The sequence below is a fragment of the Dyadobacter sp. BHUBP1 genome, from assembly GCF_050587785.1.
In the GTDB taxonomy this organism is placed as follows: domain Bacteria; phylum Bacteroidota; class Bacteroidia; order Cytophagales; family Spirosomataceae; genus Dyadobacter.
This window is the reverse complement of record NZ_JBOBIH010000002.1, coordinates 1057449-1082919: the sequence shown is the minus strand read 5'-3', so window position 1 is coordinate 1082919 and position 25471 is coordinate 1057449. Positions and strand designations below refer to the sequence as shown.

Genomic DNA, 25471 nt, shown 5'->3' with positions numbered 1-25471 from the left:
CGATGGCAGCGTTTTAACTTAACGTTAATCATGTGGAAGGAGGATGGAGGAAGGGAAGATGGAGCGACAAGAAGGTCTCGACGGGGTCTACTCCGCCCTGAGACTCCTGACCGGGTTGATCAGCGCAGCCCGGATGGCCTGGAAGCTGACCGTCAACAATGTGATCAACAGCGCTCCCACGCCTGTACCTGCGAAAATCCACCAGGATAGCTCGGTGCGATAGTAGTAATTTTGCAGCCACCTGCTCATAAAATACCAGGCGATAGGCCCCGAAATGACGCACGCTAGCGCTACCAGCATGATGAAATCGGTGGAAAGCAGTTGCCACAGGTTGGCAATGGAGGCACCGAGGACCTTTCTGATCCCTATTTCCTTCGTGCGCTGCTCAGCCACAAAAGATGCCAGTCCAAAAAGCCCCAGGCAGGAAATAAATATGGCCAGCACCGTAAAGAAGGAAGCCAGCTTCCCGATCCGCTCCTCATCGGCAAACTTTTTCGAAAACCGCTCGTCGACAAACTGATAGGTAAACGGGCTGTTGGGATCATATTTACGAAAAACAGCTCCTACTTTTTCCAATGCATCGCTTAACCCGGCCGAAGGTGAGAGCCGGATGTTGATCACATTCGTATTCCCGTAATTAACCACAAAAAATGCCGGGCTATTCTGGCTAAACGGCGACTCGCGCACCATGTCCTTCACGACGCCGATCACCCTGAATTCCTTTCCGCCCCAGTTCAAAATCGATTCAAGCGGCTTTTTAAGCCCCATTAGCTTTAATGCCGACTCATTGATAATCATCGCCGTTGAATCCGTCGGGTACGCGCGGGAGAAGTCCCGTCCCTGGACTAACTGCCATCCGGCCGTCTTGCCATAATCATGCGAAATGTTGTTGGACATCAGCAACGGCACCGCATCGGGAGCCTTGCCTGGCCAGGTCAGATTGGTGATCCCGCCAGCTTGTGTCGTCATCGAACCCGACGATTGTGAATAGCCGCTCACCACACCGGTATTCATCAGGTCGTTCTTCAATGCATCATAATGTCCGTAGAGCGCAGGGGTGGTCATAGCTACTTCTATCAACCCCTGCCGGTCGTAGCCAACCGGACGGTTTTTAGCATGCTGTATTTGTCTGAAAACAACCACTGTACCGATGATCAAAGTTACCGATACCGTAAACTGCATCACCACCAGCACTTTCCGCGGCAATGCGGCGAACTTGCCTGCCTTGAATGTCCCTTTCAGCACTTTTAAGGGTTGGAAAGAAGAAAGGTACAGCGCAGGATAACTTCCGGCAATGAATGCGGTGACTAAACTAAAAACAATCCCGACGACCCAAAACAGCGGGTTAGTCAGCGGCAATGTGATCTTTTTCTCCGCCACATCATTAAATGCGGGCAACGCAAGTCCTGCCAAAACCAGCGACAGCACAAATGCGACGATCACCACCAGCACCGATTCACTGAAAAACTGGCTCACCAGCTGTATCCGTACCGAGCCTATCGCTTTGCGGATACCCACTTCTTTGGCACGTTTTTCGGACCGGGCGGTGCTCAGATTCATAAAATTGATACACGCCAGCAAAAGCACAAAAACGCCGATGGTCCCGAACAGCCACACAAATGTGACCAGCCCGCCGGTATTCACGCCATTTTGAAAATCCGAATACAAGTGCCATTTATCCATTGGGTGCAAGAAAAATTCCGGCTTATACCCCGGCGGGTTTTCCCGTTTCATGCGCGAGTCTTTGATTTTTGCCGAAACCGCTTTAAAATCAGCTCCTTCGCGAAGCTGCACAAATATCTGATAGGAGTTTTCGTCCCAATTCTTTTCCGCTCCCCTCACCGATGGGTCGGTAGCAACGTAAAGGTCCCACGGCGCCAGTACCTGCGTATCCCTGAATGTGCTGTTATTGGGTATTTCTTCGAAAACCCCTACTACTCTCACATCGCGGTTGCTATTAAGCTTTACAATGCGGTTCACCGGATTCGCATTTCCGAAAAGCGAGCGGGCAAAGGATTCTGAAAGCAAGACCGAATTCACATCCCTCAGGTTATCGCTGCCGGCAACAATCCGTATCGACATCATTTTTGTGAATGAAGGCTCCACGTACTGCCCCGATTTCGAAAACATCTTATCTCCATTGGAAATGATGATGTTGCGGTAAACCGATTTACTGATCTCCTCAAAATCGGGATACTTCTCCCGCATATCGGCCGCCAGTGGTAACGGTACCACATTATAAGATGATTTCTCCGGACCGAATTGTACAAACTGCCAAACCTGGCCGATCCGTCCATGATTGCGGTGGTAATGGTCGAATGACACCTCGTCGTAGATCCAGAGCCCGATCAGCACAGCCACAGCCATCCCTACCGAAAGCCCGCCAATGTTAATGGCAGAATACCCCTTGCTTTTGAGCAAGTTCCTGAATGCGATTTTGAAGTAGTTGCGTATCATGTTTGTTGGGAATGGGAAGAAGGAGAAAATGGAAGAAAGGAGGAAGGGGAGGAAATGGAGGAAGGGGAAGAAGGGAAGGGATACTTGTTATCCTTGACTCCCTTTCCTCCATCCTCCCTTTCCTCCCTACTCCGTCCTCAGCGATTTAACCGGATTCATCAATGCCGCCTTGATACTTTGAAAACTGATCGTAGCGAGTGTAACGAGCACCGCGGCCACCCCTGCGCCCAGGAACACAAGCGGACTGATGCTGATATGGTAATTGTATTTAGCAAGCCAGTTTTGGAGGAAATAGTAGGCCAAAGGCGACGCGATTGCGCAACTGATTAGTACGAGAAACACAAAATCCCGCGAAAGCAGAAGCCAGAGCTGCGATATCGAGGCTCCTAGCACCTTACGCACGCCGATTTCCTTCGTCCGACGCTCGGCCATAAACGAAGCCAGTCCGAAAAGTCCGAGGCAACTGATCAGGATGGCCAGCGCGGCGAAAATCCCTGCCAGTTGGCCAATCTGATCTTCGCTGCGGAATTTCTGATCGTATTCGTCATCTACAAAACGATATTCGAACGGGTAAGACGGGTTATATTTTTCGATCACCGGCTGAATGGCGGCGAGCGCTTTCTTTAAATCGGCCCCGCTTTTGAAACGGATCAGGCTTTGGAATGTGAAATAGGGGCGCATGAGCATCACTGCGGGTTGCACTTCTTCGTACGGATTTTGCTGGATCACATTTTTGGTCACCCCTATTACCGTCATATCCTCATCACCGAACTTCACATGGCTGCCAACCGGGTTCTTGAAACCCATTAATTTCACCGATGCTTCATTCAAAACGATCGCATTACTGTCGGATAGCATTTTTTCCTCGAAAAACCTGCCTTCTTTGAGTTTGAGACCGGCCGCTTTGAAATAAGCAGGATCAACCATCAATGCCGAAAACAAAGGCTGACTCTGCGGGTCCTTGCCAGGCCACGAAAACCCTTCCCATTGATTGTAGACACCCGTCATCGGACTCGATGTTTTACTCACCGCTTCCACATATCCGCTTTCCAGCAACTCGTTCTTCATCGGAATGAAATTCTTTTGAAGGTCGCTGGAAAGGCTCATCCAGATCAGCTTGTCGGGATTGTAACCCATAGGACGGCTCTTTGCATGCTGAATCTGCTGAAAAACAATTACCGTCCCGATGATCAGGGCGATCGAAAACGTGAACTGGGTAACGACTAATATCTTTCGAGGCAAATTGGCTGCCCTGCCTACCTGGAAAGTACCCTTCAGCACTTTTACAGGTACAAATCCCGACAGGTATAATGCCGGATAGCTTCCCGCCAGCAAGCCCGTGACAATGCAGCCCGCTAATGCGACGACCATCAATGGAATATCGTCCAAACTAAACGTAACATGCTCAAAACCGACATTTCTAAGGTAAGGTAATGTGACCTTGACAATCACCAGCGCGATCACGAAACCCAGCAGTGCCGTGAGCAACGATTCCGTGAGGAACTGTGCAATGAGTTGCTGCCGTTGCGAACCGACTGCCTTACGAATGCCCACTTCCCGCGCCCGTTTCTCCGACCGCGCGGTACTGAGATTCATAAAGTTGATGCAGGCAATGAGCAGGACCAGCATGCCAATCACCGAAAAAAGCCGCACATATTCGATCGCCCCGCCGGTATTCACCCAATCCTTGAACTCACCAAACAAATGCCATTTGGGCATAGGGTGTACAAAGAGCAGGCTTTCGTCTTTATCGTTCATCTTCGTCCGTACCAGGTTGGCAATGCGGGCCGAAAACGCCTCAGGCGTAACGCCATCGTTCAGCTGCACAAAGGTTTGCAGAAAATTATTCCCCCACTGATCCTGTGCTCCGCGTACGAAGTCAGAGGTAGCGATATTCAGTTCGTAGGGCATCAGGTAGTCGAACTGCAACGACGAATTCTTCGGAATATCCTTCAACACACCCGTCACCATCACTTCAAACTGGTTGTCGACTCTGATCACCTTGCCGACCGGCTCCGCATTACCAAACAGCGCATGTGCGAGTGATTCCGTGAGTACGATGGAATAAGGGTTCTTCAAAACTTGCTCCGCGTTGCCTTTGACGAGCGGGAAAGTGAACATTTTCAGAAAGTCGGGATCGGCATAATGGCCTGGCCTGCTCAATTTTTGGTCTCCGGCTACCAGGCTATGCTTATCGCCCCAATCGAGCCGCGTGACATACTTTGCCTCGGAGAAATTCGTACGCAGCTCGGTCGCCAATGGAAGCATGATACCGTTTCCTATACCCTTCTCACCATTGAAATGGGTCTTTTTCATAACCCTGGCAATGTTTGCCCGATTTTTATGAAAATTATCAAAACTCCATTCGTACCGCACCCAAAGGCCAATCAGCAGCGCCACCGCCATTCCCATCGCCAATCCCAGGATATTGATCGAAGCATAACCCTTGTTTTTCACAAGGTTGCGGAACGCGATTTTGAGATAGTTTTTTAGCATTGTTTTATTTGTTTTAGAAGGAAAGGGAGGAAGGGGAGACAGGGGGAAGGAGCTGTTATCCCTTTCTTCCATCCTCCCTTTCCTCCTTCATTGTAATTTGATCAACATCTCTTTCGCATCGTTATATAACCTGTCCTTCGCCGTCACATATTCCTTGTAGCGTACGAGCCGTTCGAGCATCGCCTTGGCCTTAACGGGATTCCGGGCCATTTGGTACTTTGCGACTTTCATCATCGCGTCCAGCTTGTAGGACTGCTCTTTGAAATCGTCACCAGCGGCCAATGCATTGTAAAATGCCATTGCCTTTTCGGTTTCGCCATTCTTTTCCATTATCAACCCGGCGTAAAAGGATTTCGCGGGATGTACCTTGCCTGTCCGGGCAAAAGCGGCAACCATTTTTTCACCAAAATCCAGTACCGTCTTGTCGTCCGATTCCGCTACGATCTCGAACGGGGCGGTAGCCTGCCAAAGCGAATGAGCCGGGTATTTTCGGATCAACATTTTCAGCAGGTCAAGACTTTTCGCCGTATTACCCGGGATGGTTTTGCCCGAATACGAGAGACTCATCACCACTCCAAACGCTTCGTGCACCAATACATCGGCCACGTCCGTTGCCCTCCGCTTATCCAGGCTCGCTTCAATACGCCCCACAGCTCCCCCGAAGTCGATGGATTCAGGCGCATTTAAAAGATAATTCCGCACAAACGAAGCCACAACAGGCGACATTAGCGGATTCCCGAAGCCCAGGAGCGCCGCCGCGGAATGCGCACTGGCAGGCGACAGCAATATCAACGACAAGTTCCGCTGCGGCACGCGAAGCAGCAATGCCGAGCTGTTATCGCCGTAGCCATACGACCAATGCAGGTCTATACCCGCCACAGAATAGGTAAACCAGCCCATTCCTTGCGGGCTACCGGGGTAAAATGGAGTCGTGATCTTTCGATACCGTTCGTCGGACAGAATGCGCTCCTCACCGATCGCCGCCGAATAGCGTACCAGATCGCGCAAGCTGCTCATCATCCCGAAGCCCGGCCCGCTCTGCATCCCCACCGGGTTCACAGGCCGCGGAACGTATCGTTTCATCGCATCATCCCAGCTGTATTTTACAGCTATCCATTTTCTCAAACTCCCGTGCTCCCGCTCTGTGAAGCGCGTAAGTGTGTGGGTCATTTGAAGCGGATTCAGAATACCTTTCTCGATCTGTATCGTAAACGGACGCGTCATTTCTTCGGTAGAATCCATCGGGTTGATGGCTGCAAATGCATTGAAAACAATGTTGTATCTGCTCCCGTTGTACACAAATGCTGATCCCGCCGGCGTACTTTCCGAAGTATGGCTCACGAGGTGTCCCAAGGTAGTCTGAGCATTCCAGCGCTCTTTCGTAAAAAAGCGGTTCGGAAACTTATCGACCGGGTCGTTCAACGAAAGCTTCCCGGCTTCTTCCAGTTGTTGTAATGCAATGGAGGTAAGCGATTTTGTAACAGAAGCTATTTCAAAAATATGGTCTTGGGTGATAGGCTCCTTACCCGCCGAATCTGCATAACCTGCGCTTTTGAAAAACACCAGCCTGTCGCCCTCGGCCACGCCCAGCGCGTACGCGGGCAAACCTATCATGTGCGCGTAATGCTCGACATCCTTCTCAAAACTGCCTATGGCCTGCGACCAGGATCTCTGAAAAGAGCATAAAAAACAAAGAAGCGTCAGGATATATCTCATTCCCTTTTCAACGATTTCACCGGGTCCATCAAAGCCGCCTTCACACTCTGGAAACCGACCGTTAACAATGCCACAAGTATTGCGAAAAGCCCCGTAACCGGGAAAATCCACCATTGAATGCCTACCTGGTAGGCAAACCCTTGCAACCACTCTCGCATGCCCCACCACGCCACAGGGGTGGCGATCACGAGCGCAATACATACGAGCGAGAGGAACTCCCCCGAGAGCATCCCTGCAATGCTGCCCACCGACGCACCCAGTACTTTTCGGACGCCGATTTCCTTTGTCCGCCGTTCTGCGGAAAATGCCGCCAGCCCAAACAAGCCCAGGCAAGCTATGACTACCGCAACGCAAGTGAAATACAGTACGATACTGCCCGTCCGCCGTTCCTTTTCGTAATTCTTCTGAAAATCCTGATCGAGGAATGAATAGGTGAATGGAATGTCAGGATTCAGCTTCTTCCAAACTGTCCCTACCGATGTCAATACGCCGGCGTAGTCTTTGGTTTTAACATTCGCAATGAAATACTGGTATTTGTCGGTAATGCTGGTTGTAAGCGCATAAGGTTTGATGCCTTCATGCAGGCTGCGGAAGTTGAAATCCTTTACTACACCTACCACCTGCAAACTCCGGCGCTTGCCGGCCAGCTCGAAAAACACGTTTTTACCGACTACCGAGGTTACGTCGTAACCCAGCTCCCGAACGGCCGTTTCGTTCAGGATAATACTGCTGGAATCCCCGCTGAATGCTTTTGAAAAGGAACGGCCAGCGGCCATTTTGAGTCCCAGGGTTTCAACATAATCGTCGCCGACGGTTGCAAAATGAATGTCGACGGCGTCATGAACAGTCTTATTCTCTGCATAAAAAAGCAGGTCTTCAATATTCTCAATGCCCGGATACACCGATCCGCTGGTTGCGGTCTCCACGCCGGGAATGCGCAGCACTTCCTCCCGGAACGCATTGAAATTAGCCGTCGTCTTTTCGTTTCTGAACGGTACTACCAGTTTCTGTTCCTTGTCAAAGCCCAGGTTCTGATTTTGAAGAAATGACAATTGCTGACCGATCACAATCGCTCCGAGGATGAGGATAATGGATACTGTGAATTGGAATACAACCAGTCCTTTTCGCAGCAGCACCGCCGAGGCAATATTCACCAGCCAGCCTTTGAGGACGCTCACCGGCCTGAAAGAAGAGAGATAGAAGGCTGGATAAAGTCCCGCTATGAGCCCGGTAAACAGGGTAATGCCCGCCATCCAATACAGGAAGGCCGGATGCACAAACATATCCAGGTCTTTGCCCGTCAGGTTATTGAAATACGGTAAAAGCAGCTGTACCACGAGCACGGCAATGGCAAGTGCCAGGATGGCCAGGATCATCGACTCACCCAGGAATTGGTACACCAGGGCATTCCTGACTGCCCCCAGCACTTTCCGCACACCTACTTCTTTTGCCCGTTTTTCGGAGCGCGCGGTGCTGAGGTTCATGAAATTAATGCAGGCAATGAAGAGCAGGAATACCGCAATTGACCCGAAAATATACAGATAAGTCATGCTGCCGTTCGGAGCGATCTCGTTCCCGATATTGGATTTCAGGTAAATGTCGGTTACCGGTTGAATGAACAGCTCCTTGGAAATGCCCAGTGCTTTCAGGTCCGCTGCACCATGCCGGTTGAGGAATGGGGTCAGTTTGGATTCAAATGTGGCTGGATCGGTACCTTCCCGGAGTTTGACGTAGGTATGAAAAATGTTATTCATCGCCCAGTTATTCTGGCTCGCCACCCAGCCGCCCATATCGCTATTCTGCATGGATAAAAAGAAGCGGGCATTGATGTGCGACTTTTGATTGTTTCGGTAAACACCAGTGACCGTGTAGTCAAAATCACCGAACATCAGCCCGACACGGATCACCTTACCCACAGGATCCACGCTCCCGAACAACTTTTCAGCCACCTGCTCGGAAAGTATCAGGGTATTGGGCCGGCTGAGTGCCTGACGGGCATTTCCATATTTGAAGTCGTAAGTCAATACATCGAACAGCGTCGAATCGGCATAATAGCCATTGTTTTCATAGAATCGTGTGGTTTGCCGGCCGTTACGGTTTTCGAGCAGCATACGGTCCATGCCCGAAAATTTCAGGACCCGCGCCACCGATTCCACTTCCGGGAAATCGGATTGGAGACCAGCTGCCAGCGGCCCCGGCGTCCCCGCCCATTTCTCATTCCGCGCCTCCATCGCAACGCGGAAAAGCCGGTCGGCCGACCGATGATGTTTATCGCAACTCAACTCGTCGGAAATATACAGCACAATCAGCAGGCAAGTCGCCAGCCCCAGCCCCAGTCCGAAAACATTAATAGTAGTATACCCCTTGTTGTTCAAGAGATTGCGGAAAGCGATTTTCAGGTAGTTTTTTAGCATTGTTTTTTTATTTGGGAGGAAGGAGGATGGAGAAAAGGGAGGAAGGAAAGGTAAAAGAAACTTCCTCCATCCTCCCATTTTCCTCATTCCGACCTTAACGATTTAACTGGATCCAGCAGCGCGGCCCTGATTGCCTGGTAACTTACCGTTGCAAGCGTTACGAACAGCGCGCCGCCCCCGGCGGCGGCGAAAATCCACCACGGAATTTCAGTTCGGTACTCATATTTTTGAAGCCATCCGTTCAGGAAATACCATGCGGTAGGCGCCGAAATCAGAAAGGATATGATGACCAGCAATATAAACTCTCGCGACAGCAGTGCCCATAGGCTGGATACGGAAGCACCCAGCACTTTCCGGACGCCGATTTCTTTTGTCCGCTGCTCGGCGGTAAAAGATGCAAGCCCGAACAATCCGAGGCAACTGATAAATATCGCCAACCCGGCAAACACCGTTGCCAGCGTAGCAATGCGTTCTTCGGCCGCGAATTTCCGTGCATATTCTTCGTCCGTGAATTTGTAATCGAATGGCGCGCCGGGATTTACTTCACGAAAAACCGCCGCCACCTTTGCCAGCAATTGCCTTAAAGGAAGCCCCGGTTTGAGTTTGATGCTGATAAAGTTCGCCCATCCGTAGTTAACCATAAATAATGTCGGACGTACCGGGCTGAACGGTGAGCCCATCACCATATCACGGATCACCCCGACTACTTTGTAAGGGGTATCACCCCATTTTACCGTTTGGCCCACGATATCCGACGGTTGCCGGAAACCCATATATTTCATCGCAGATTCATTCATTACCATCCCCAAAGAATCGGTGGAAAACTGGCGTGAGAAATCACGACCGCCGATGAATTGCCAGCCGACCGCTTTGCCAAAATCATGGGAGACCCCGATGGTACCAAAGTTATCGTGCAGGTTCGGATCCTTACCCGGCCAGCTAAAACCGCCATTGTTGGAGCCCAGGAATGTCGATGGCGACGAGGATGTGGCCATTTCCTCCACCGCCCCGGTTTCCCGCAATTCTCCGCGAAGCCGGTTGTACTGACTATACAGCTCGGGCGTATTCATTTCGACGGTGATGAGTCCGTTCCGGTCGTAACCAACTGGCCGGTCCTTGGCGTACTGGATCTGTTTGTAAACGATAGCCGTACCGATGATCAGCGTCACAGACACCGTGAACTGCAACACTACCAACACTTTACGAGGCATTGAAGCAAACCGGCCTGCATTGAATGTCCCTTTCAAAACTTTCACCGGCTGAAACGACGAGAGGTACAATGCCGGGTAACTGCCCGACATAAGCCCTGTCAGGAAACAGAATGCAAATCCTGCCAGCCAGAAGTAGCCGTTTCCCCACGGAAAGCTGATCCGCTTGTCGGCAATTTCATTGAACGACGGCAGCACAAGCACGACGATCAGGATCGCGAGCACAAATGCCAGAAAGACCACCATGAACGATTCGCTGAAAAACTGGTTGATCAGCTGTCCTCTTATCGAACCGATCGCCTTTCGGATACCGACCTCTTTCGCGCGTTTTTCGGAACGCGCCGTGCTGAGATTCATAAAATTGATCGACGCCAGCAGCAATACAAACGCCCCGATGATCGTAAAAAGCCACACGTAACGAATACGCCCGTCAGCCTGACCGGCATCGTCCCAGGTACCGTACAAGTGCCATTTCGACATCGGCAGCAGGTAGTTTTGCGGTTTCAGGAACCGTGCCTCCGGCGTGTGTTCCATTTTAATATTTCTGATTTTCTCAGTAACGCCTTCGAAAGTCGAGTTGGGACGGATTTGCGTCAGCAACTGCCATGAGTTGTTGTTCCATTGCTCCTTATCCCGGGCGTCACGCACCCAATTCTGCGTCGCGACATACAAGTCCCAGGGCGCGACGAACGTCAATTCCCTGAACTCCGTATTGTAAGGAAGGTCCTGATAAACACCCGTCACCTTCATATCGAACTGGTTATCGAGCTTCACAATCTTGTCCATTGGGTTTTCCTTACCGAATAATGCTTCCGCCACCGATTCCGAGAGCAGGATCGAATTGCGTTCTTTGAGACCGTCACGCGACCCCCTGAGCATGTGCAGTGTGAACAAGTGTGGCGCACCCGTACTCATATACGCGCCTTTTTTGGTAAACTTATTGTCCTTGTAGGCCAGAATATGCTCGTCCGTCCATGACGATTGGACCACATATTCGAAATCGTCCATGTGGTGCTGCTGGAGATATTGGCCCAGCGGATATGAAGTATGCTCTCCGCCGTCGTAGGTCTTTCCTTCGAAAACACCCCGCTCCACCACCTTCGCAATGCGATCGTAGTTGGCGTGATAGCGGTTAAACGCGAATTCGTCATAAACCCAAAGGCCTATCAGTATGGCCACGGCCATTCCCACAGCCAACCCACCGATATTAATAGCCGAGTAGCCCTTGCTTTTGACAAGGTTACGGAATGCGATTTTTAGATAGTTTTTAAGCATGGTCGTATTTTTTGGGGAGGAAAGGAGGACGGAGGATGGAAAGTGGGAGAAAGTTTACAACCCCCTTCCTCCCTTTCCTCCTTCCTCCTTTATTCCCTTTTCAAACTCGTTACAGGGTTCACCAGCGCCGCCTTCACCGCCTGGAAACCTACCGTGGCGAGCGTGATGAGCGCGAGGCCGGCGGCAGCGAACAGGAAAATTCCGGCATCAAGGTCAATACGGAACGCGAAATTGGCCAGCCATTGGTACATTGCCCAGCCTACCAGCGGAAATGCAATGAGCAATGCAATTACCAGGAGTTTGATGAAATCCATGGAAAGCATCAGCACCACATTGCTCACCGAGGCGCCAACCACCTTGCGAATACCGATCTCTTTCTGCCTGCGTTGGGCCGTAAATGCAGCCAATCCGAAAAGCCCGAGACAGGAAATCACAATCGCCAGCCCGGCAAAATAACGCGAAAGCACCCCTACCCGCCGCTCCGAGGCATATAGCGCCTTGTAATTCTCGTCCAGAAACTGGTAATCGAATACCAGGCCCTTGTGACGATCCTGAAAGAGTTTCCGCAGACGGGCAATCGTTTGCTCCTCAGCGCCGTTCTGAATTTTCACCATTACATTCGGCATAATGGGGTACATCTGGAAGAAGCAGGGTTTCACGGGTTCATACAATGATTCGAAATTGAAATCCTTCACCACGCCGACGATCTGCCGTTCCATACCCCAGAATTTAACCGTCTTACCGACGGGGTCTTTAAGCCCCATACTTTTAATAGCCGACTCGTTGAATATGATTTCGTTCCGCGCATTCTGGTTTTGGGAGAAAAACCGGCCCTCGCGCAGCGTCATACCTACTGTTTCCATGAAATTGTAACCTACTTCCAGGTTCGAGAACTCGATATCCGTCCCGGCAGGCTTACCCGGCCATTCGAAACCGGAGATTGCGCCATGTTGCCCGGTGAGGTTATGGTAATAGCTCGAAGCATTCACTACGCCCGGCGTATTTTTCACTTCACCCAGAAACCCCTCTGCCGCTTTCAATTTCAGCGAATCCATTTCGAGTGGTATTTCAAAATGAATAATATGGTCACGGTTGTAGCCCAGGTTCCGGTTCTGGATAAACTGGATTTGCCGGTAAACGACGATCACCGAAACGATAAAAATCACCGACACCGCAAACTGGAACACAACCAACCCCCGCCGTACAAGCAATTCCCCCGCGGTGTTTTTCAGTCTGCCTTTCAAAACGGAAACCGGATCGAAACCGGATAAATACAAGGCCGGATAGCTCCCTGCCAGCAGGCCCGTGACCAGCGTGATAGACAATGCGGCTAAAATCAGCGTCGGATCGGCGGAAAGGGTGATCTGCTTGCCGGTAATGCTGTTGAATTCCGGCAACAGGAGTATGACCATACCCACCGCCACAAGCAATGAAACAAAGGTGAGCATCAGAGATTCGCTCAAATGCTGCACGACCAGCGAGCTCCGCAATGCCCCCACCACTTTTTTGATCCCTACTTCCTTCATCCGGCCCGAAGCTTTGGCCGTGGAGAGGTTCATGAAATTAATGCACGCGATTACCAGAATGAACACCGCTATCACCGAAAACAGCCTCACGTACGTAATACGCCCGCCTGTCTGCACGCCATTTTCGAATTGTCCATGAAGGTATTTGTCAGAATACCGAATCGCGAAAAGCTGGAAATCGTTGTCCTTATTCTTGGTTTTCAGAAAATGCCGGATCTTCTCGTTGAACGACGCCAGGTCTGTGCCATTTTTGAGGATTACAAATGTATTCGGATCGCTGTTGCCCCAGTTTTCCATACCCGGCCGCCGCGCCTTGAACTGCTCGAAATTGAAGAGAATATCGAACTGGTTGCTCGCATTACGCGGATTGCTTTTGAACACACCTCCCACGCGGTAAAGCCCGCTGAACTGCCCCTCGTCCCATTTCACAGTCTTTCCAACCAAATCCTGTCCGGTACCAAAAAGCTTTTCGGCCATTTCCTCCGACAGCGCCAGGGTGTTCTTGTCGCCCGTCACCGCGCTCGCGTCCCCCTGCTTGAAGGGGCAGGTGAAAACATCGAAATAGTCGTGGCTGACGAACTGCCCCCCGGCTTTCAATTGAGTTTCTCCGACCGACACCACGCCTTTGTTCGAAAACCATTCTGCGGGGACCACCGTCGTAGCCAACTCCACCTCCGGCATCTCCGCTTTCAATGCATCGGCCAGCAGGCCCGGCGTATGCTCTCCTGTGTTGATACCATCCTCCTGCGGCTGGTTCACCATGATCTGGAACAGATGCGCGTCCTTGTCGTTATGCTTGTCCACTCGCAGCTCGTCGGTCACCCAGAGGTAGATCAGCAATGTACAAGCCAGCCCGGTGGAAAGGCCCATCAGGTTGAGCAGCGTAAACTGCCGATCCTTGATCAGGCTACGCCATGCGATTTTCAGGTAACTTCTTATCATAATAGTATCTTGGTTTTATGGGAAGAGAGGAGGAGGGAGAAAAGGGAAGAAAGGGAGGAAGAATTCGTGGTCCCTTTCCTCCATCTTCCCTTATTCCCTTTTCAAAATCGTCACGGGATTCACCAACGCCGCCTTAACACTCTGAAAACCGACCGTCAGCAAGGCAATCCCGGCGGCCAGAAAGCCTGCCCAGACGAAAATGCCCCAATGGATGTCGATCCGATAGGCGAAATCCTGCAACCAGCGATGCATGAAATACCACGCGACCGGGCTGGCGATCACGATCGCGACAAGCACCAGTTTCAGGAAATCCATCGACAGCATAGCTGTAATACCTGCTACGGAGGCACCGAGTACCTTCCGCACACCTATTTCCTTGGTTCGCTGCTCGATGGCAAAAATGGCCAGTCCGAACAATCCGAGGCATGACAGGCAAACGGACAGCAATGCAAAAGTGGTCGTCAGGCGCGTCGCGAGTTCTTCGCGTTGGTAGAACTTCGCAATCTCTTCGTCATAGAAACTGTATTCAAATACATTTTCAGGAAACTGTTTCTGCCAAACGGCGCTAATACGACTGATGGTCGATGCATTCACGTGGCTCAGCTTCACCCCGGCCCAGCGGTAGCGCGACTGATCGGCGAATATGATCGTCGGTTCGATACCCGTGTACAGGTCGCCATTGTTGAAATCAGACAATACCCCTACAATGGTACCGGTTTTGCCCGCGTCGCCAACATGTAGGCGGCGGTTCAATGCGGCTTCGGGCGATTTCAATCCTAATGCCCGCACCAGTTTCCGGTTGATCAGCAGCTCATGGAGCGTATCCGAATGCACCGGAACACGGCCTGCAACGAGTTTCAATCCGTAGGTCTTTACAAAATGGTCATCCGCGGCTCGCGACCGGGCCACGAATTTCTCCCAGTCGCGGTTTTCGAATTTGATCGTTCCGCCGCCGCTGGTCTGAACGGATGGAGCACTTCTGAAAAACGAAAGATCGGTAACTTCGGGCAATGCCGACAGTTCGTTACGCAGGGCCGTCAGCTTGCTGGTTTCAGTTTCGGGCAGGTTCAGATGCAGGATCAGGTCCTTATCCATTCCGAGGTCTTTGTTTTTCAGGAATTCGGATTGCAGGATGATCAGCGTCGCTACGGCTATCAAGACGAATGAAATGCTGAATTGTGTCACAACCAGCCCTTTTCTGACCGAAAAAAAACTTCGGTTATTTTCCTTCAATAACCCTTTAATGGCTTTCACGGGATTGAACCTGGCAATCACGAATGCAGGATAAACGCCGGCCAGCACGACCACAAACAGCAACAATGCCGTAAAGAAAGCCAGTAGCGGAGGATCTTTGAGAATGTCTATGCGCACATTCAAGCCCAGCCACTGGCTAAGCATCGGTGCAAAAAGCCAAGCAAGTGCCAGGGAAATAGCACCCGCAGCAAACGTCAACAATGCTGTTTCTTGAATAAAAAGCCAGAAAACCTGCGTCCGGGAGACGCCCAGCACTTTTCTCACTCCCACTTCCTTGCTGCGCTTGAATGCTTGTGCCGTCGAGAGATTAATGAAGTTGAAACAGGCAATGAGCACGAGCAATAAGCCCACCGTCGCCAACACGATGATCGTGTTATACTTGATTTTCCCGCCATAAGCCACATTGAAATGCACGTCCGACAAATCCTGCAAATGGTAATGAAAAACCTTGCCGTCGACACCATAGTATTTGTTGGCGAATGCGGGCATTTGCGCTTCAAATGCAGCCTTATCCTCCGGCGAACGAAGCGTTATGAAAGTTTCACGACCGCCGTCGATCCAGCCCCAATCCTCATAACCATATTCGGGAACGATCTTTTTTAACGTGGGCAGCGAAATGAAAATATCCTGCTTAAAATCGGTTTGATCGGGATAATCGGCCACGATGCCTGCGATCACAATATTTTCCCGGTTATTCGCGCGGATTACTCTACCAATGGCATTCCCATTCCCGAAGTACTTCCGGGCATAACGTTCTGTTACGACGGCCTGGTTGGGCGCAGCCATCGCCGAAGGGCTGCCGCTAATCCACTTATAGTCGAATATTTTAAAGAAGTCCGGGTTCGTAAAAGCCAGATGGTCCCTTTCAATAAACTTGCGTGAAGTCCCTTCATGATCGACCCTGATCGTGAGCTCCTTACGCGCCAGGTAAGCGGCGTCCCGGACGTAGCTGAACTCCTTTTTCAATGTTTCATGCAAAACGTAAGCCGAGCCCCGCTCCTGCTCCACGGAGCCATCTTCGAGGTGCAGATCCACCACCACGCGATAGGTCCTGCCGGCGTTGGCATGGTAGCTGTCTACACTGAGATGGTACTTTACGAGCTGGAACAACACAATTGCGCCAGCCATTCCCACGGCCAGGCCAATGAGGTTGATACCGGCATATACCTTATGTTTTGCCAGGCTTCGAAGGGTAAATTTCAAATAGCTTCCCACCATATTACTCGCTTCTTAAACTTTTCACTGGGTTGACCAACGCCGCCTTGATACTCTGGAAACTAACCGTCAGCAAAGCCACGCTCACAGCCAGCACACCCGCAACGAGGAATACCCACCATTCAATGCTGACTTTATAGGCAAAGTCCGACAGCCACTGGCTCATCCCATACCACGCCAGCGGCGAGGCTATGACGATGGCAACGCCCACCAGTTTGACAAAATCTTTGGAAAGCAATGAGACAATACTCCATACCGAAGCACCCAGCACTTTGCGCACCCCTATTTCCTTGGTCCGCTGGATCGTCGTAAACGCCGCCAGGCCAAACAGCCCCAGGCACGCGATCACGACCGCGAGCGCGGCAAAAATCCCAAACAGCCTTCCTACTCGCTGCTCCGACTCGTACATGTTATTAAAACGCTCATTCAGAAACGAATACCCAAACGGGTTATCCGTTGTTGCCTTCCAGGTCTTTTCCAGAGTTTTGAGCACACCCGGAATATCGTTCGTTTTAATTTTGACAGCTATTTGATACTGGTCGCCTCCATAAAACATCACCAGCGGGGCAATACGCTCGTGCATGGAGCGGAAGTGGAAGTCTTTGGTGACACCTACCACGGTATAAAACCGCTTGCTTTCGGGCGTGCCGTTACCGATGGTTCTGATACGCTTTCCGATCGGGTCTTTCCAGCCGAATTGCTTTACCGCCGCCTCGTTGATCAGTACGGAAGCGCTGTCGCCACCAAAGGCTTTCGAAAAGTTCCGGCCAGCAACCAGGCCGATTCCCAGCGTTTTCAGGTAGTCTTCGTCCACCTGGTAAGTCGTGAAACGATATGGCGTAATATTATTATCACCATTTTCAGGCAGAAAGCCGTCCGTACCGTTATTGGAGTTTCCCGCAGGCAGGTAACCTGCCAGAGTCACGCTGCTCACCGCCGAGAGGCCTCTCAGCTGCTCCTTGAAGGTTTTAGCCTTATCTCCCAGTAGATAGGTATCATGCAGGATCAACACCTGTTCTTTATCAAAACCCAGATTCTTGTTCTGGATAAAACGGAGCTGCTGGTAGACGACCATCGTGCCGATAATCATCACAATGGAGACTACAAATTGAATGGTAACCAGCGTATTCCGCAGCCATCCGCTTTTTACGCCCGCCTGAATACTTCCCTTCAGCACAGCTACCGGCCTGAAGGTAGACAGGAAAAATGCCGGATAGCTGCCTGCGAGCAGCCCCACGATCAGACATCCGGCCAGGGCATAGCCGATCATCCGTGCATTCAGAATGGATTGAAGATCGAACTGTTTGCCGGCCAGGTCATTGAAACCGGGTAGAAGCAATACCACCAGCAACAATGCTAGCAGAAGCGCAAAAAACGTCACCAAAACGGATTCGATCAGGAATTGCGCCATGAGTTGCTGGCGCACCGATCCCATTACTTTCCGGACGCCGACTTCCTTCGCCCGCCCGGCCGAACCCGCGGTCGACAGGTTCATAAAATTAATACAGGCGATCAGGAGAATGAATGCCGCGATGGCGGTGAATATGTATATGTATTTGATGTTACTATTGCCTTCCAGCTCATTTTCGAGATTGGAAGTAAGGTGAATGTCGGTCAATGGCTGCAAACCGAAACCAAACTTGTCGCCTTTGCGCAGGTACTCGTCGTAACTCATGCCCAGGAACTCCTGGATTTCCGGCCCGATGTACTTCCGCACCATCTGCGGCATCTGAGCCGAAAGTTTTTCAACCGGATAACCGTTACGCAGCAGAATGTAGGTATGGGCGCCACTCGACAGCCATTTGTCCCCCAGCGTGACCGATTTCATCGATCCGAAGAAATTATAGTGGAAATGCGAATTGGATGGCACATCCTCACAAACGCCCGTGACACGGAACGCACCGCTATTGCCCATATCAAGACTTTTCCCGATCGGGTCCTGATTTCCGAAGTATTTCAATGCCATGGATTGGGTCAGAACGACCGTCTTCGGCTCTTTCAGCACACTGTTGGCATCACCCTTCAAAAGGGGTATGGAAAAGAAATTGAAGAAGTTGGAGTCGGTAAAAATGACACGCTCTTCCAAAAAGCGCCTTTCGCCATTTTTGACGAGAAAAGTACCATGGTTGCTGAGTCTCGTGTACGCCTCCACGCCCGGGTAATCGCGCAGGAGGGCGGGCCCTGCGGGAGCGGACGCACCCGCGATGTTGATATCGTTCCCGCCAATCCGGCCATGTAATGTAACCCTGAATATACGGTCTGCATTTCGGTTGAAGCGGTCGTAGCTCAGTTCGTGCTGCACGAAAAGGAGGATCAGCATGCAAGTCGCTAACCCGATTGCCAGTCCGAAGATATTAATGGAGGCGAAAGCCTTCTTATTCCAAAGGCTCCGGAGAGCGATTTTCAGATAACTGGATATCATAACTGCGCAGGTTACGAGGATTGACGGATGGATTCTTCAATTCGATAGTCAAATTATGCACCAGTCAATTATAATATCACAATTATCTGAAAATCAATTTTTTACATATTAATAAAACAAATCCGTGGTGTTCGGTATCGGACACGTCCCGTTCGATTTGGAACGGGACGTGATTATAAGTCTATTCGCTGCGCAAACTCTTCACCGGGTTCATGACAGCAGCCCTGATGCTCTGGAAACTGACTGTCGCGAAAGCGATAACCGTAGATAACACTGCTGCGATCACGAAAACCCACCAGTAAATGTCGGTCCGGTAGGCAAAGTTCTCGAGCCAGCGGTCCATTCCTAAATAGGCAATCGGTGACGCTACCACAAACGCGAAGAGTACCAGTTTTAGAAAATCCATCGAAAGCATTCCCACGATGCTGGCGACAGACGCACCCATCACTTTCCTGACGCCTATTTCCTTGGTACGTTGCGTGGTGCTGTACGACGCCAGCCCGAGCAAACCGAGACATGAAATGAATATCGCCAGTATTGCAAAGTTGAAAAACAGCTTTTCAAAACGCTCTTCGCTCCGGTACTGGCGGTCAAAAAATTCATCCATAAAATAATAATTGAACGGCCTTCCTGGAATAATTTCCCTCCATTTCTCCTCCACTGCCGCTACGGTTTCCTTCAAGCGGTTGCCTTCAATTTTCACCGAAACAAGCTCCGTTCCTCCCGGCTCGATGCGCATTGTAAGCGGTTTGATCGTTTCCTGCAAAGACCGGAAATGAAAATCCTTGATCACCCCGATGATCTTGCCTTCACGTCCCCATTGCTTAAACCGCCTTCCGAGCGCGTCTTCCGGTTTGGCATAACCCAGCAATTTCACCGCAGCTTCATTGATGACCATCGCCTGGGTTGTATCCGTCCCGAATTCCCGGGAAAACGGTCGACCGGCAGCCATTTTCAGCCCAAATTGCGGGATATAGTCAAAATCAACAAAATAAAGGTCGAGGTTGGCAATCTGCAATTCGCCGCTTTTGTTTTCGATTTCGGAATAGGCACTCCTGTTTCCACCGCCCGGAACGCTGGACGATGCGGCAGTGGATTGAACGCCCGTCAATCCGCGCAGCGACTCTTTGAATGTCTCACGCTTGGGATCACCCTCGGTACTCACCACCAGCATCTGGTCCTTACTGAACCCGAGATCACGGTTACGCATGTAGTTCATCTGGATGTACACGACCATTGTGGCGATAATGAGCGCGATGGAAATGGCAAATTGAACGGTCACGAGCCCTTTTCTCAACAAAATACCTTTAATACTGGTCGTAAAACGCCCTTTCAAAACCGTCACCGGCTCGAACGAGGACAGTACCAATGCCGGATAAATACCGGCCAGAACCCCGATCAGAATCGCTGCCAACAGCATATATGCAAGGAACGCAGGATCCGCAAATATGCCGGAAACGATCACTTTACCTGCCAGATTATTAAATAGCGGAATGAGCGCCGCCGAAAGTATGATTGAAAACGCAAATGCGATTAAACAAAGAAGCACCGATTCACTCACAAACTGCCTCGCCAGGAGCCCTTTGGCTGCGCCTACCACCTTCCGTATACCCACCTCCTTGGCCCGCTCCGCCGAGCGTGCGGTAGTGAGGTTCACGAAATTGATGCAGGCAATGAGCAGAATGAATGCCGCCACTATCGAGAATATATATACGTTGTTCATGCTGCCTTTCTCCGCCACATCCCGTTCAGATTTCAAATGCACATCCAGCAGCGGTTCGAGGAAGAGCTTGTAAGACATTTTTGACTCACGCATGAGCTTCCCCGCGCGACGCTCGAGGTACTCGGGCAGTTTCTTTTCCAAAACCTTACTGTCGGTGCCGGGTTTCAAAAGCAAGTAAGTCATCGCCCCGAAATTGCCCCATTGTTCATCAATTTCACGGTTGATACGTTGCGTCATCGTCGTCATCGAAACGAACATGTCGCCCTTGATCAGCGAGTTTTCGGGAATATCTTTCATCACCCCGGTAACCTTCGCCGGGAGACCCTCGCCCGACAATAGCAGCGTCTGCCCCACCGGATCGCTATCGCCAAAATACTTTTTGGCCGCTTTCTCGGTAAAAACCAGGCTCAGCGGCTCTTTGAGCGCTGTTTTAGGATCGCCCTGGATTAGTTTGAAGTCAAAAACCCGGAAAAGCGACGAATCCGCGAATACAGTTGCTTCCTCCTGAAATTTGATATCCCCCTTTCGTACCAGGAAACTGCCGCTATTAATGCGCGTATAAGCCTCGACCTCAGGAAAATCCTGTTTGATCGTCGGTCCGAAGGCCCAGGAGGTAATGCCTGCGTGGATAGTTTCTGATGGCGTGATCACGTCCGTCACAAGCCGGTAAATGCGGTTGGATTTGGAGTGGAATGCGTCGTAAGTCAGCTCGAAATTGACGTACATGGAGATCAGCAGACAGGCCGACATCCCGACCGTCAGGCCCATAATGTTGATGAATGAAAAAATCTTATGCTTCCACAAGTTCCGGAAAGCGATTTTGAAATAGTTTTTTAACATGGCTGTCAGGTAAGATATAGCTTTCAATGTTCACAACTATTAAATGCATACCAGAAATTAAATCAATTGACACTCAAACACATACCATTATAAAACAAAATCCGGCTGTCCGAAAACGAACAACCGGGCATGATGCCTGTGTGACACCCGGAATCTACCTAATCATTCCTTAATGAAGCCGCCGGGTTAACCGTCGCTGCATGGACGGCTTTGAAGCCCACCGTCAGAAGTGTTATGAGCAACATCAATGCGATCGTGAGCAAATGCACCCACAACGGAACGCTGATCCGGTAGGCAAAATCTTCCAACCAATGCGACATGAAATACCATGCGACAGGCATGGCTATTACCCCTGAAATGAGTACCAGTACCACAAACTCCCGGGAAAGCATTCCGACAATGCCCGCAGCCGACGCACCCAATATTTTACGTATGCCAATTTCCTTCGTCCGCGTTTCAGTAGTAAACGTGATCAACCCGAATAGTCCCATGCAGGCAATGAAAATGGCCAGTACTGTAAATACCGAAAACATTCCCGAGAGCCGCATTTCGTTTTTGAAGGTCTCGTTGAAAGCGTCGTCGAGGAAGTAATATTCGAAAGGCCTTTCCAGGTCGTATTTTTTGAAAAGACGTCCTATTGCTTTCACATTAGCCATAATGTCGGCTTGTCCATCCATTCGTACATACATAATCCCTCGCGTTGCGCCCTGCATGCGGAGCATATTGGTGGTGTCGCCCGCTACCGACAGCATCATTGCTTTACCGCCGTGTTGCACATTCGAAAAGTCAAAATCCTTTACAATACCATCCAAAGTCAGCCCTTCTCTTATCTCCTGCCCCAGCGGATCGCCTTTGATACCCAGTTCGGTGACAGCCATCTCGTTCAGCACAGTCAGGTTGCGGCCCGTAGTTACCGTCGGTAATGTTTTCCATTGAAGGCCTAAGGTCTTTACAAACTGATCATCCACCACCATTTGCACTACTGAAATGTCCTTTTTGGTGATTTTGTTAGGAATAAAAAACATATTGTACCCTTTGAAAAGGCCCGCGTTCGCAAATGTGGCGTTGGATACACCCGCCTGTTGCCTTACCGCATTGCGGAACGGAATGTAATTCGCGGCCATGGATGGTCCAACGGGAATGCTCAGCACTTGTTCCTTATTGAGTCCCAGTTCTTTCCGTTGCATAAAAGACAGCTGCTCCCGCACAATCAGACTGGCAACGATCAGTGCCATAGAAACTGCAAATTGAAAAACGATAAAAACGCGCCGCACTCCTACCCCGCCGATACTGCCGGTAAACCGCCCTTTGATCACTTCCAGCGGCGCAAAACCCGATAACACAAATGCCGGATAACTCCCGGCCACCAATGCTGTTAGCGCGAGCAAACCTACCAGAAACGACAAAAAGAAGGGAGATACAACAAAGGAAGTATCGATTGTAAGCCCCAGCAGCGTATAAAATGGCTGGCTCAGGTAAAATACCATCAAGAGTCCCAGCACAAAAGCCACCGCACACACCATGGCCGATTCCATGTAAAACTGGCTGCCCAGGCCGGCACGCGTAGCGCCCACCACCTTGCGTACGCCTACCTCACGTGCGCGCTGCGTAGCACGTGCAGTGGTGAGGCTCATGTAGTTGAAAAGCGCGAGCATGAGAATCGCTATCGCAGCGACGGCGAAAATCGGGATGAGCTTGCTGTTATCGGCGTCATTGAATGCACCGCCAAGGTGCATGTCATCGAGGCTTTCGAGTGTGTATTGAGGTTTAAGTCCGACTTGCCCCTCCTTCAATGCCTCAAGGCGATTGATACCCTGCGCTACCAATTCCTTTGATTCTCCGGCGTTCAGAAGCAGGTATACGTTAAATATCCCGCCACCATTCTCCCAATTCCTACGGTTGGATTCACCCAACTTCGGATATGTGCCGCTTGAAATCACAAAATCAAAATCCAGCGAAGAATTGGACGGCGGATCCTGAGCAACGCCTGTGATCTGTATGAGGTGCTTGCCTTCATACAACAGCGCCTTTCCGATCACATCGGTATTACCAAAATATTTCACCGCCGTACGCTCCGATATCACCATCGAGAAAGGCTTTTGTAATGCGTCCCTGGGATTTCCCTTTTCAAGCGGAAAGCTAAACACACTGAAAAAAGACGGATCTGCAAACATGATATTCTTTTCCAGGATCGCTTCGTCTTTCCGCGCCGGGTCCGCCATGGCGGCATTACTATACGTCGGTAAAACCCTAACGTAATCCGCTACCTTCGGTATCCCTTCGAGCAGCGCCGGTGCGAAACTGGCCGCAAACCTATTCATCTTAAATTCATTATCACCCATTTTTACCTCGCCCAACACGCGGTAAATATCCTGATGCCTGCTATGAAACCGGTCATAACTATGCTCATGAACCACAAACATTAGTATGAGTGTAGAAACGCATATCCCGGCAGCAAGCCCGAGGATGTTGATCAGAGAGTACGTTTTATGCCGAAAAAGGCTTCGGACGGCGATTTTGAGGTAATTTTTAAGCATAGGGAACGATGAAGCGAATGTGTTTGCTATTCCACGAAACAGTCAATAAATCCGTGCCAGGAAATCAAAACACTAATTATCAAGCATTTACCATAAAATCAATGTCCAAAACCGGACATCTGTCATATCCTCCGTTACTATCAAACAAAAGTGTCCATTAGTAATGGATAGTTTTGTTTGATAGCAAAATATAATGCTGTATATTTGAAAGAGATGATATTAAAAAGCACCATAGCGAGCGTTGCAGAGGCACAAAAGGCCAACCTCTCCGTCCTTGAACTGGGACTGGCGAGAACCGCATTGGATAAATTGCCCGACATCACTTCTCACGCGCTCATTGTTTCGGGCGTGAGACGTTGCGGTAAAAGCACGCTGCTTCATCAATTGCTGCGCGAAAAACACCCGGATGCTTTTTACCTCAACTTCGAAGATACCCGCCTATACGATTTCGAACCCTCCGATTTCGTCCGCCTCGACAGCCTCGTCACGGAAATGGGACACACTGTATTGTTCTTTGATGAAATCCAGATCGTCGACCGGTGGGAAACCTACGTCCGGCAGAAGCTTGATGAAGGTTGCAAAATTGTGATCACCGGCTCCAACGCCTCGCTGTTAAGCCGCGAACTCGGCACGAAACTCACGGGTCGGCAGATCACGAAAGAGCTTTTTCCGTTTTCCTATACCGAATTTTGCGCATACAGAAACATCGTGCCCTCTGCCGATGCCACCCGTGACTACATGGGAGCGGGCGGTTTCCCTGAATATGTAAAATCCGGGCTGGAAGAGATCTTGCATCACTTATTCGAGGACATTCTGATACGCGACATTGCCGTTCGCTACGGCGTGCGCGATGTGCGGACGTTGCAAAGGCTTGCCTTGTACCTCGTTTCGAATGTAGGCAGGCTGATCACCGGTAACAGGCTGAAAACAATATTCGAGGCAGGTTCTACGAGCACGATGATGGACTATCTCTCATATTTCGAATACACCTACCTGTTCCATTTCGTACCTAAATTCAGCTATTCCCTGCGCAAGCAGCTCATCAACCCGCGCAAGGTCTACGCGATCGACACGGGACTAGTGAATGCCAATTCAGGATCATTTACGGATGATTTCGGTAGTGTATTTGAAAACCTGGTTTTCCTACATTTGAGAAGAAACTATAAGGAAATCTACTATTTCTCCGAAAAGAGCGAGTGCGACTTCGTAATATCGGAAAAAGGCACAGTACGGCAGGTGGTACAGGTTTGCTATGACCTCAGTCATGACAATATGGACCGTGAATTAAAAGGCCTATTTGAAGCCATAACGCATTTTGGATTAAAGGAAGGGACACTTGTGACGTTTAATCAGACAGACGAGTTCGAACGGGACGGTTTAAAAGCCAAGGTCGTTCCCGCTCATCAATATCTGGCAGAATGACAAATGCCGGACTTTCCAGTCCGG

General features: G+C 50.4%; 11 protein-coding genes. 1 reads left to right on the top strand and 10 read right to left on the bottom strand.

Features of this window, described 5'->3' with window-relative positions; genetic code table 11:
- Nucleotides 1–87: 87 nt before the first annotated feature.
- From ACQ4MZ_RS11225 to ACQ4MZ_RS11180, 10 genes are all read right to left on the bottom strand, one after another.
- The gene (locus ACQ4MZ_RS11225) at nucleotides 88–2457 is read right to left on the bottom strand and encodes an ABC transporter permease (RefSeq protein ID WP_430845045.1); all 2370 of its coding nucleotides are present in this window, start codon (nucleotides 2455–2457) and stop codon (nucleotides 88–90) included.
- A 126-nt stretch (nucleotides 2458–2583) separates the two neighbouring features.
- Complete coding sequence (locus ACQ4MZ_RS11220; protein ID WP_430845043.1) at nucleotides 2584–4953, bottom strand: ABC transporter permease; 2370 nt, start codon at nucleotides 4951–4953, stop codon at nucleotides 2584–2586.
- A gap of 87 nt (nucleotides 4954–5040) precedes the next feature.
- Nucleotides 5041–6669: a serine hydrolase domain-containing protein gene (locus ACQ4MZ_RS11215; protein ID WP_430845041.1), complete on the bottom strand. Its 1629-nt coding sequence runs from the start codon at nucleotides 6667–6669 to the stop codon at nucleotides 5041–5043.
- The gene (locus tag ACQ4MZ_RS11210) at nucleotides 6666–9083 is read right to left on the bottom strand and encodes an ABC transporter permease (protein WP_430845040.1); all 2418 of its coding nucleotides are present in this window, start codon (nucleotides 9081–9083) and stop codon (nucleotides 6666–6668) included. The genes ACQ4MZ_RS11215 and ACQ4MZ_RS11210 overlap by 4 nt, the downstream gene beginning before the upstream one ends.
- 83 nt (nucleotides 9084–9166) lie before the next feature.
- Entirely contained in the window at nucleotides 9167–11566 is a 2400-nt protein-coding gene (locus ACQ4MZ_RS11205; RefSeq protein ID WP_430845038.1) for an ABC transporter permease, read from the bottom strand.
- An 89-nt stretch (nucleotides 11567–11655) separates the two neighbouring features.
- Complete coding sequence (locus ACQ4MZ_RS11200; protein ID WP_430845036.1) at nucleotides 11656–14034, bottom strand: ABC transporter permease; 2379 nt, start codon at nucleotides 14032–14034, stop codon at nucleotides 11656–11658.
- Between the two features lie 90 nt (nucleotides 14035–14124).
- Nucleotides 14125–16491: an FtsX-like permease family protein gene (locus ACQ4MZ_RS11195; RefSeq protein ID WP_430845034.1), complete on the bottom strand. Its 2367-nt coding sequence runs from the start codon at nucleotides 16489–16491 to the stop codon at nucleotides 14125–14127.
- Between the two features lie 16 nt (nucleotides 16492–16507).
- Nucleotides 16508–18925 (bottom strand): ABC transporter permease, encoded by a 2418-nt coding sequence (locus ACQ4MZ_RS11190; RefSeq protein WP_430845032.1) that lies wholly within the window; start codon nucleotides 18923–18925, stop codon nucleotides 16508–16510.
- A 181-nt stretch (nucleotides 18926–19106) separates the two neighbouring features.
- The gene (locus ACQ4MZ_RS11185; protein ID WP_430845030.1) at nucleotides 19107–21488 is read right to left on the bottom strand and encodes an ABC transporter permease; all 2382 of its coding nucleotides are present in this window, start codon (nucleotides 21486–21488) and stop codon (nucleotides 19107–19109) included.
- A gap of 158 nt (nucleotides 21489–21646) precedes the next feature.
- On the bottom strand, nucleotides 21647–24025 hold the full coding sequence (locus ACQ4MZ_RS11180) for an FtsX-like permease family protein (RefSeq protein ID WP_430845028.1): 2379 nt from the start codon (nucleotides 24023–24025) through the stop codon (nucleotides 21647–21649).
- Between the two features lie 213 nt (nucleotides 24026–24238).
- Here ACQ4MZ_RS11180 and ACQ4MZ_RS11175 point away from each other — a divergent pair, with 213 nt between their 5' ends.
- Nucleotides 24239–25447, top strand: a complete 1209-nt coding sequence (locus ACQ4MZ_RS11175; protein WP_430845362.1) for an ATP-binding protein — start codon at nucleotides 24239–24241, stop codon at nucleotides 25445–25447.
- The last annotated feature ends 24 nt before the right edge of the window (nucleotides 25448–25471 follow it).

Coding starts and splice junctions, on each gene's coding strand:
- ACQ4MZ_RS11225 (WP_430845045.1), bottom strand. CDS start 2,457: ATGATACGCAACTACTTCAAAATCGCATTCAGGAACTTGCTCAAAAGC.
- ACQ4MZ_RS11220 (WP_430845043.1), bottom strand. CDS start 4,953: ATGCTAAAAAACTATCTCAAAATCGCGTTCCGCAACCTTGTGAAAAAC.
- ACQ4MZ_RS11215 (WP_430845041.1), bottom strand. CDS start 6,669: ATGAGATATATCCTGACGCTTCTTTGTTTTTTATGCTCTTTTCAGAGA.
- ACQ4MZ_RS11210 (WP_430845040.1), bottom strand. CDS start 9,083: ATGCTAAAAAACTACCTGAAAATCGCTTTCCGCAATCTCTTGAACAAC.
- ACQ4MZ_RS11205 (WP_430845038.1), bottom strand. CDS start 11,566: ATGCTTAAAAACTATCTAAAAATCGCATTCCGTAACCTTGTCAAAAGC.
- ACQ4MZ_RS11200 (WP_430845036.1), bottom strand. CDS start 14,034: ATGATAAGAAGTTACCTGAAAATCGCATGGCGTAGCCTGATCAAGGAT.
- ACQ4MZ_RS11190 (WP_430845032.1), bottom strand. CDS start 18,925: ATGATATCCAGTTATCTGAAAATCGCTCTCCGGAGCCTTTGGAATAAG.
- ACQ4MZ_RS11185 (WP_430845030.1), bottom strand. CDS start 21,488: ATGTTAAAAAACTATTTCAAAATCGCTTTCCGGAACTTGTGGAAGCAT.
- ACQ4MZ_RS11180 (WP_430845028.1), bottom strand. CDS start 24,025: ATGCTTAAAAATTACCTCAAAATCGCCGTCCGAAGCCTTTTTCGGCAT.
- ACQ4MZ_RS11175 (WP_430845362.1), top strand. CDS start 24,239: ATGATATTAAAAAGCACCATAGCGAGCGTTGCAGAGGCACAAAAGGCC.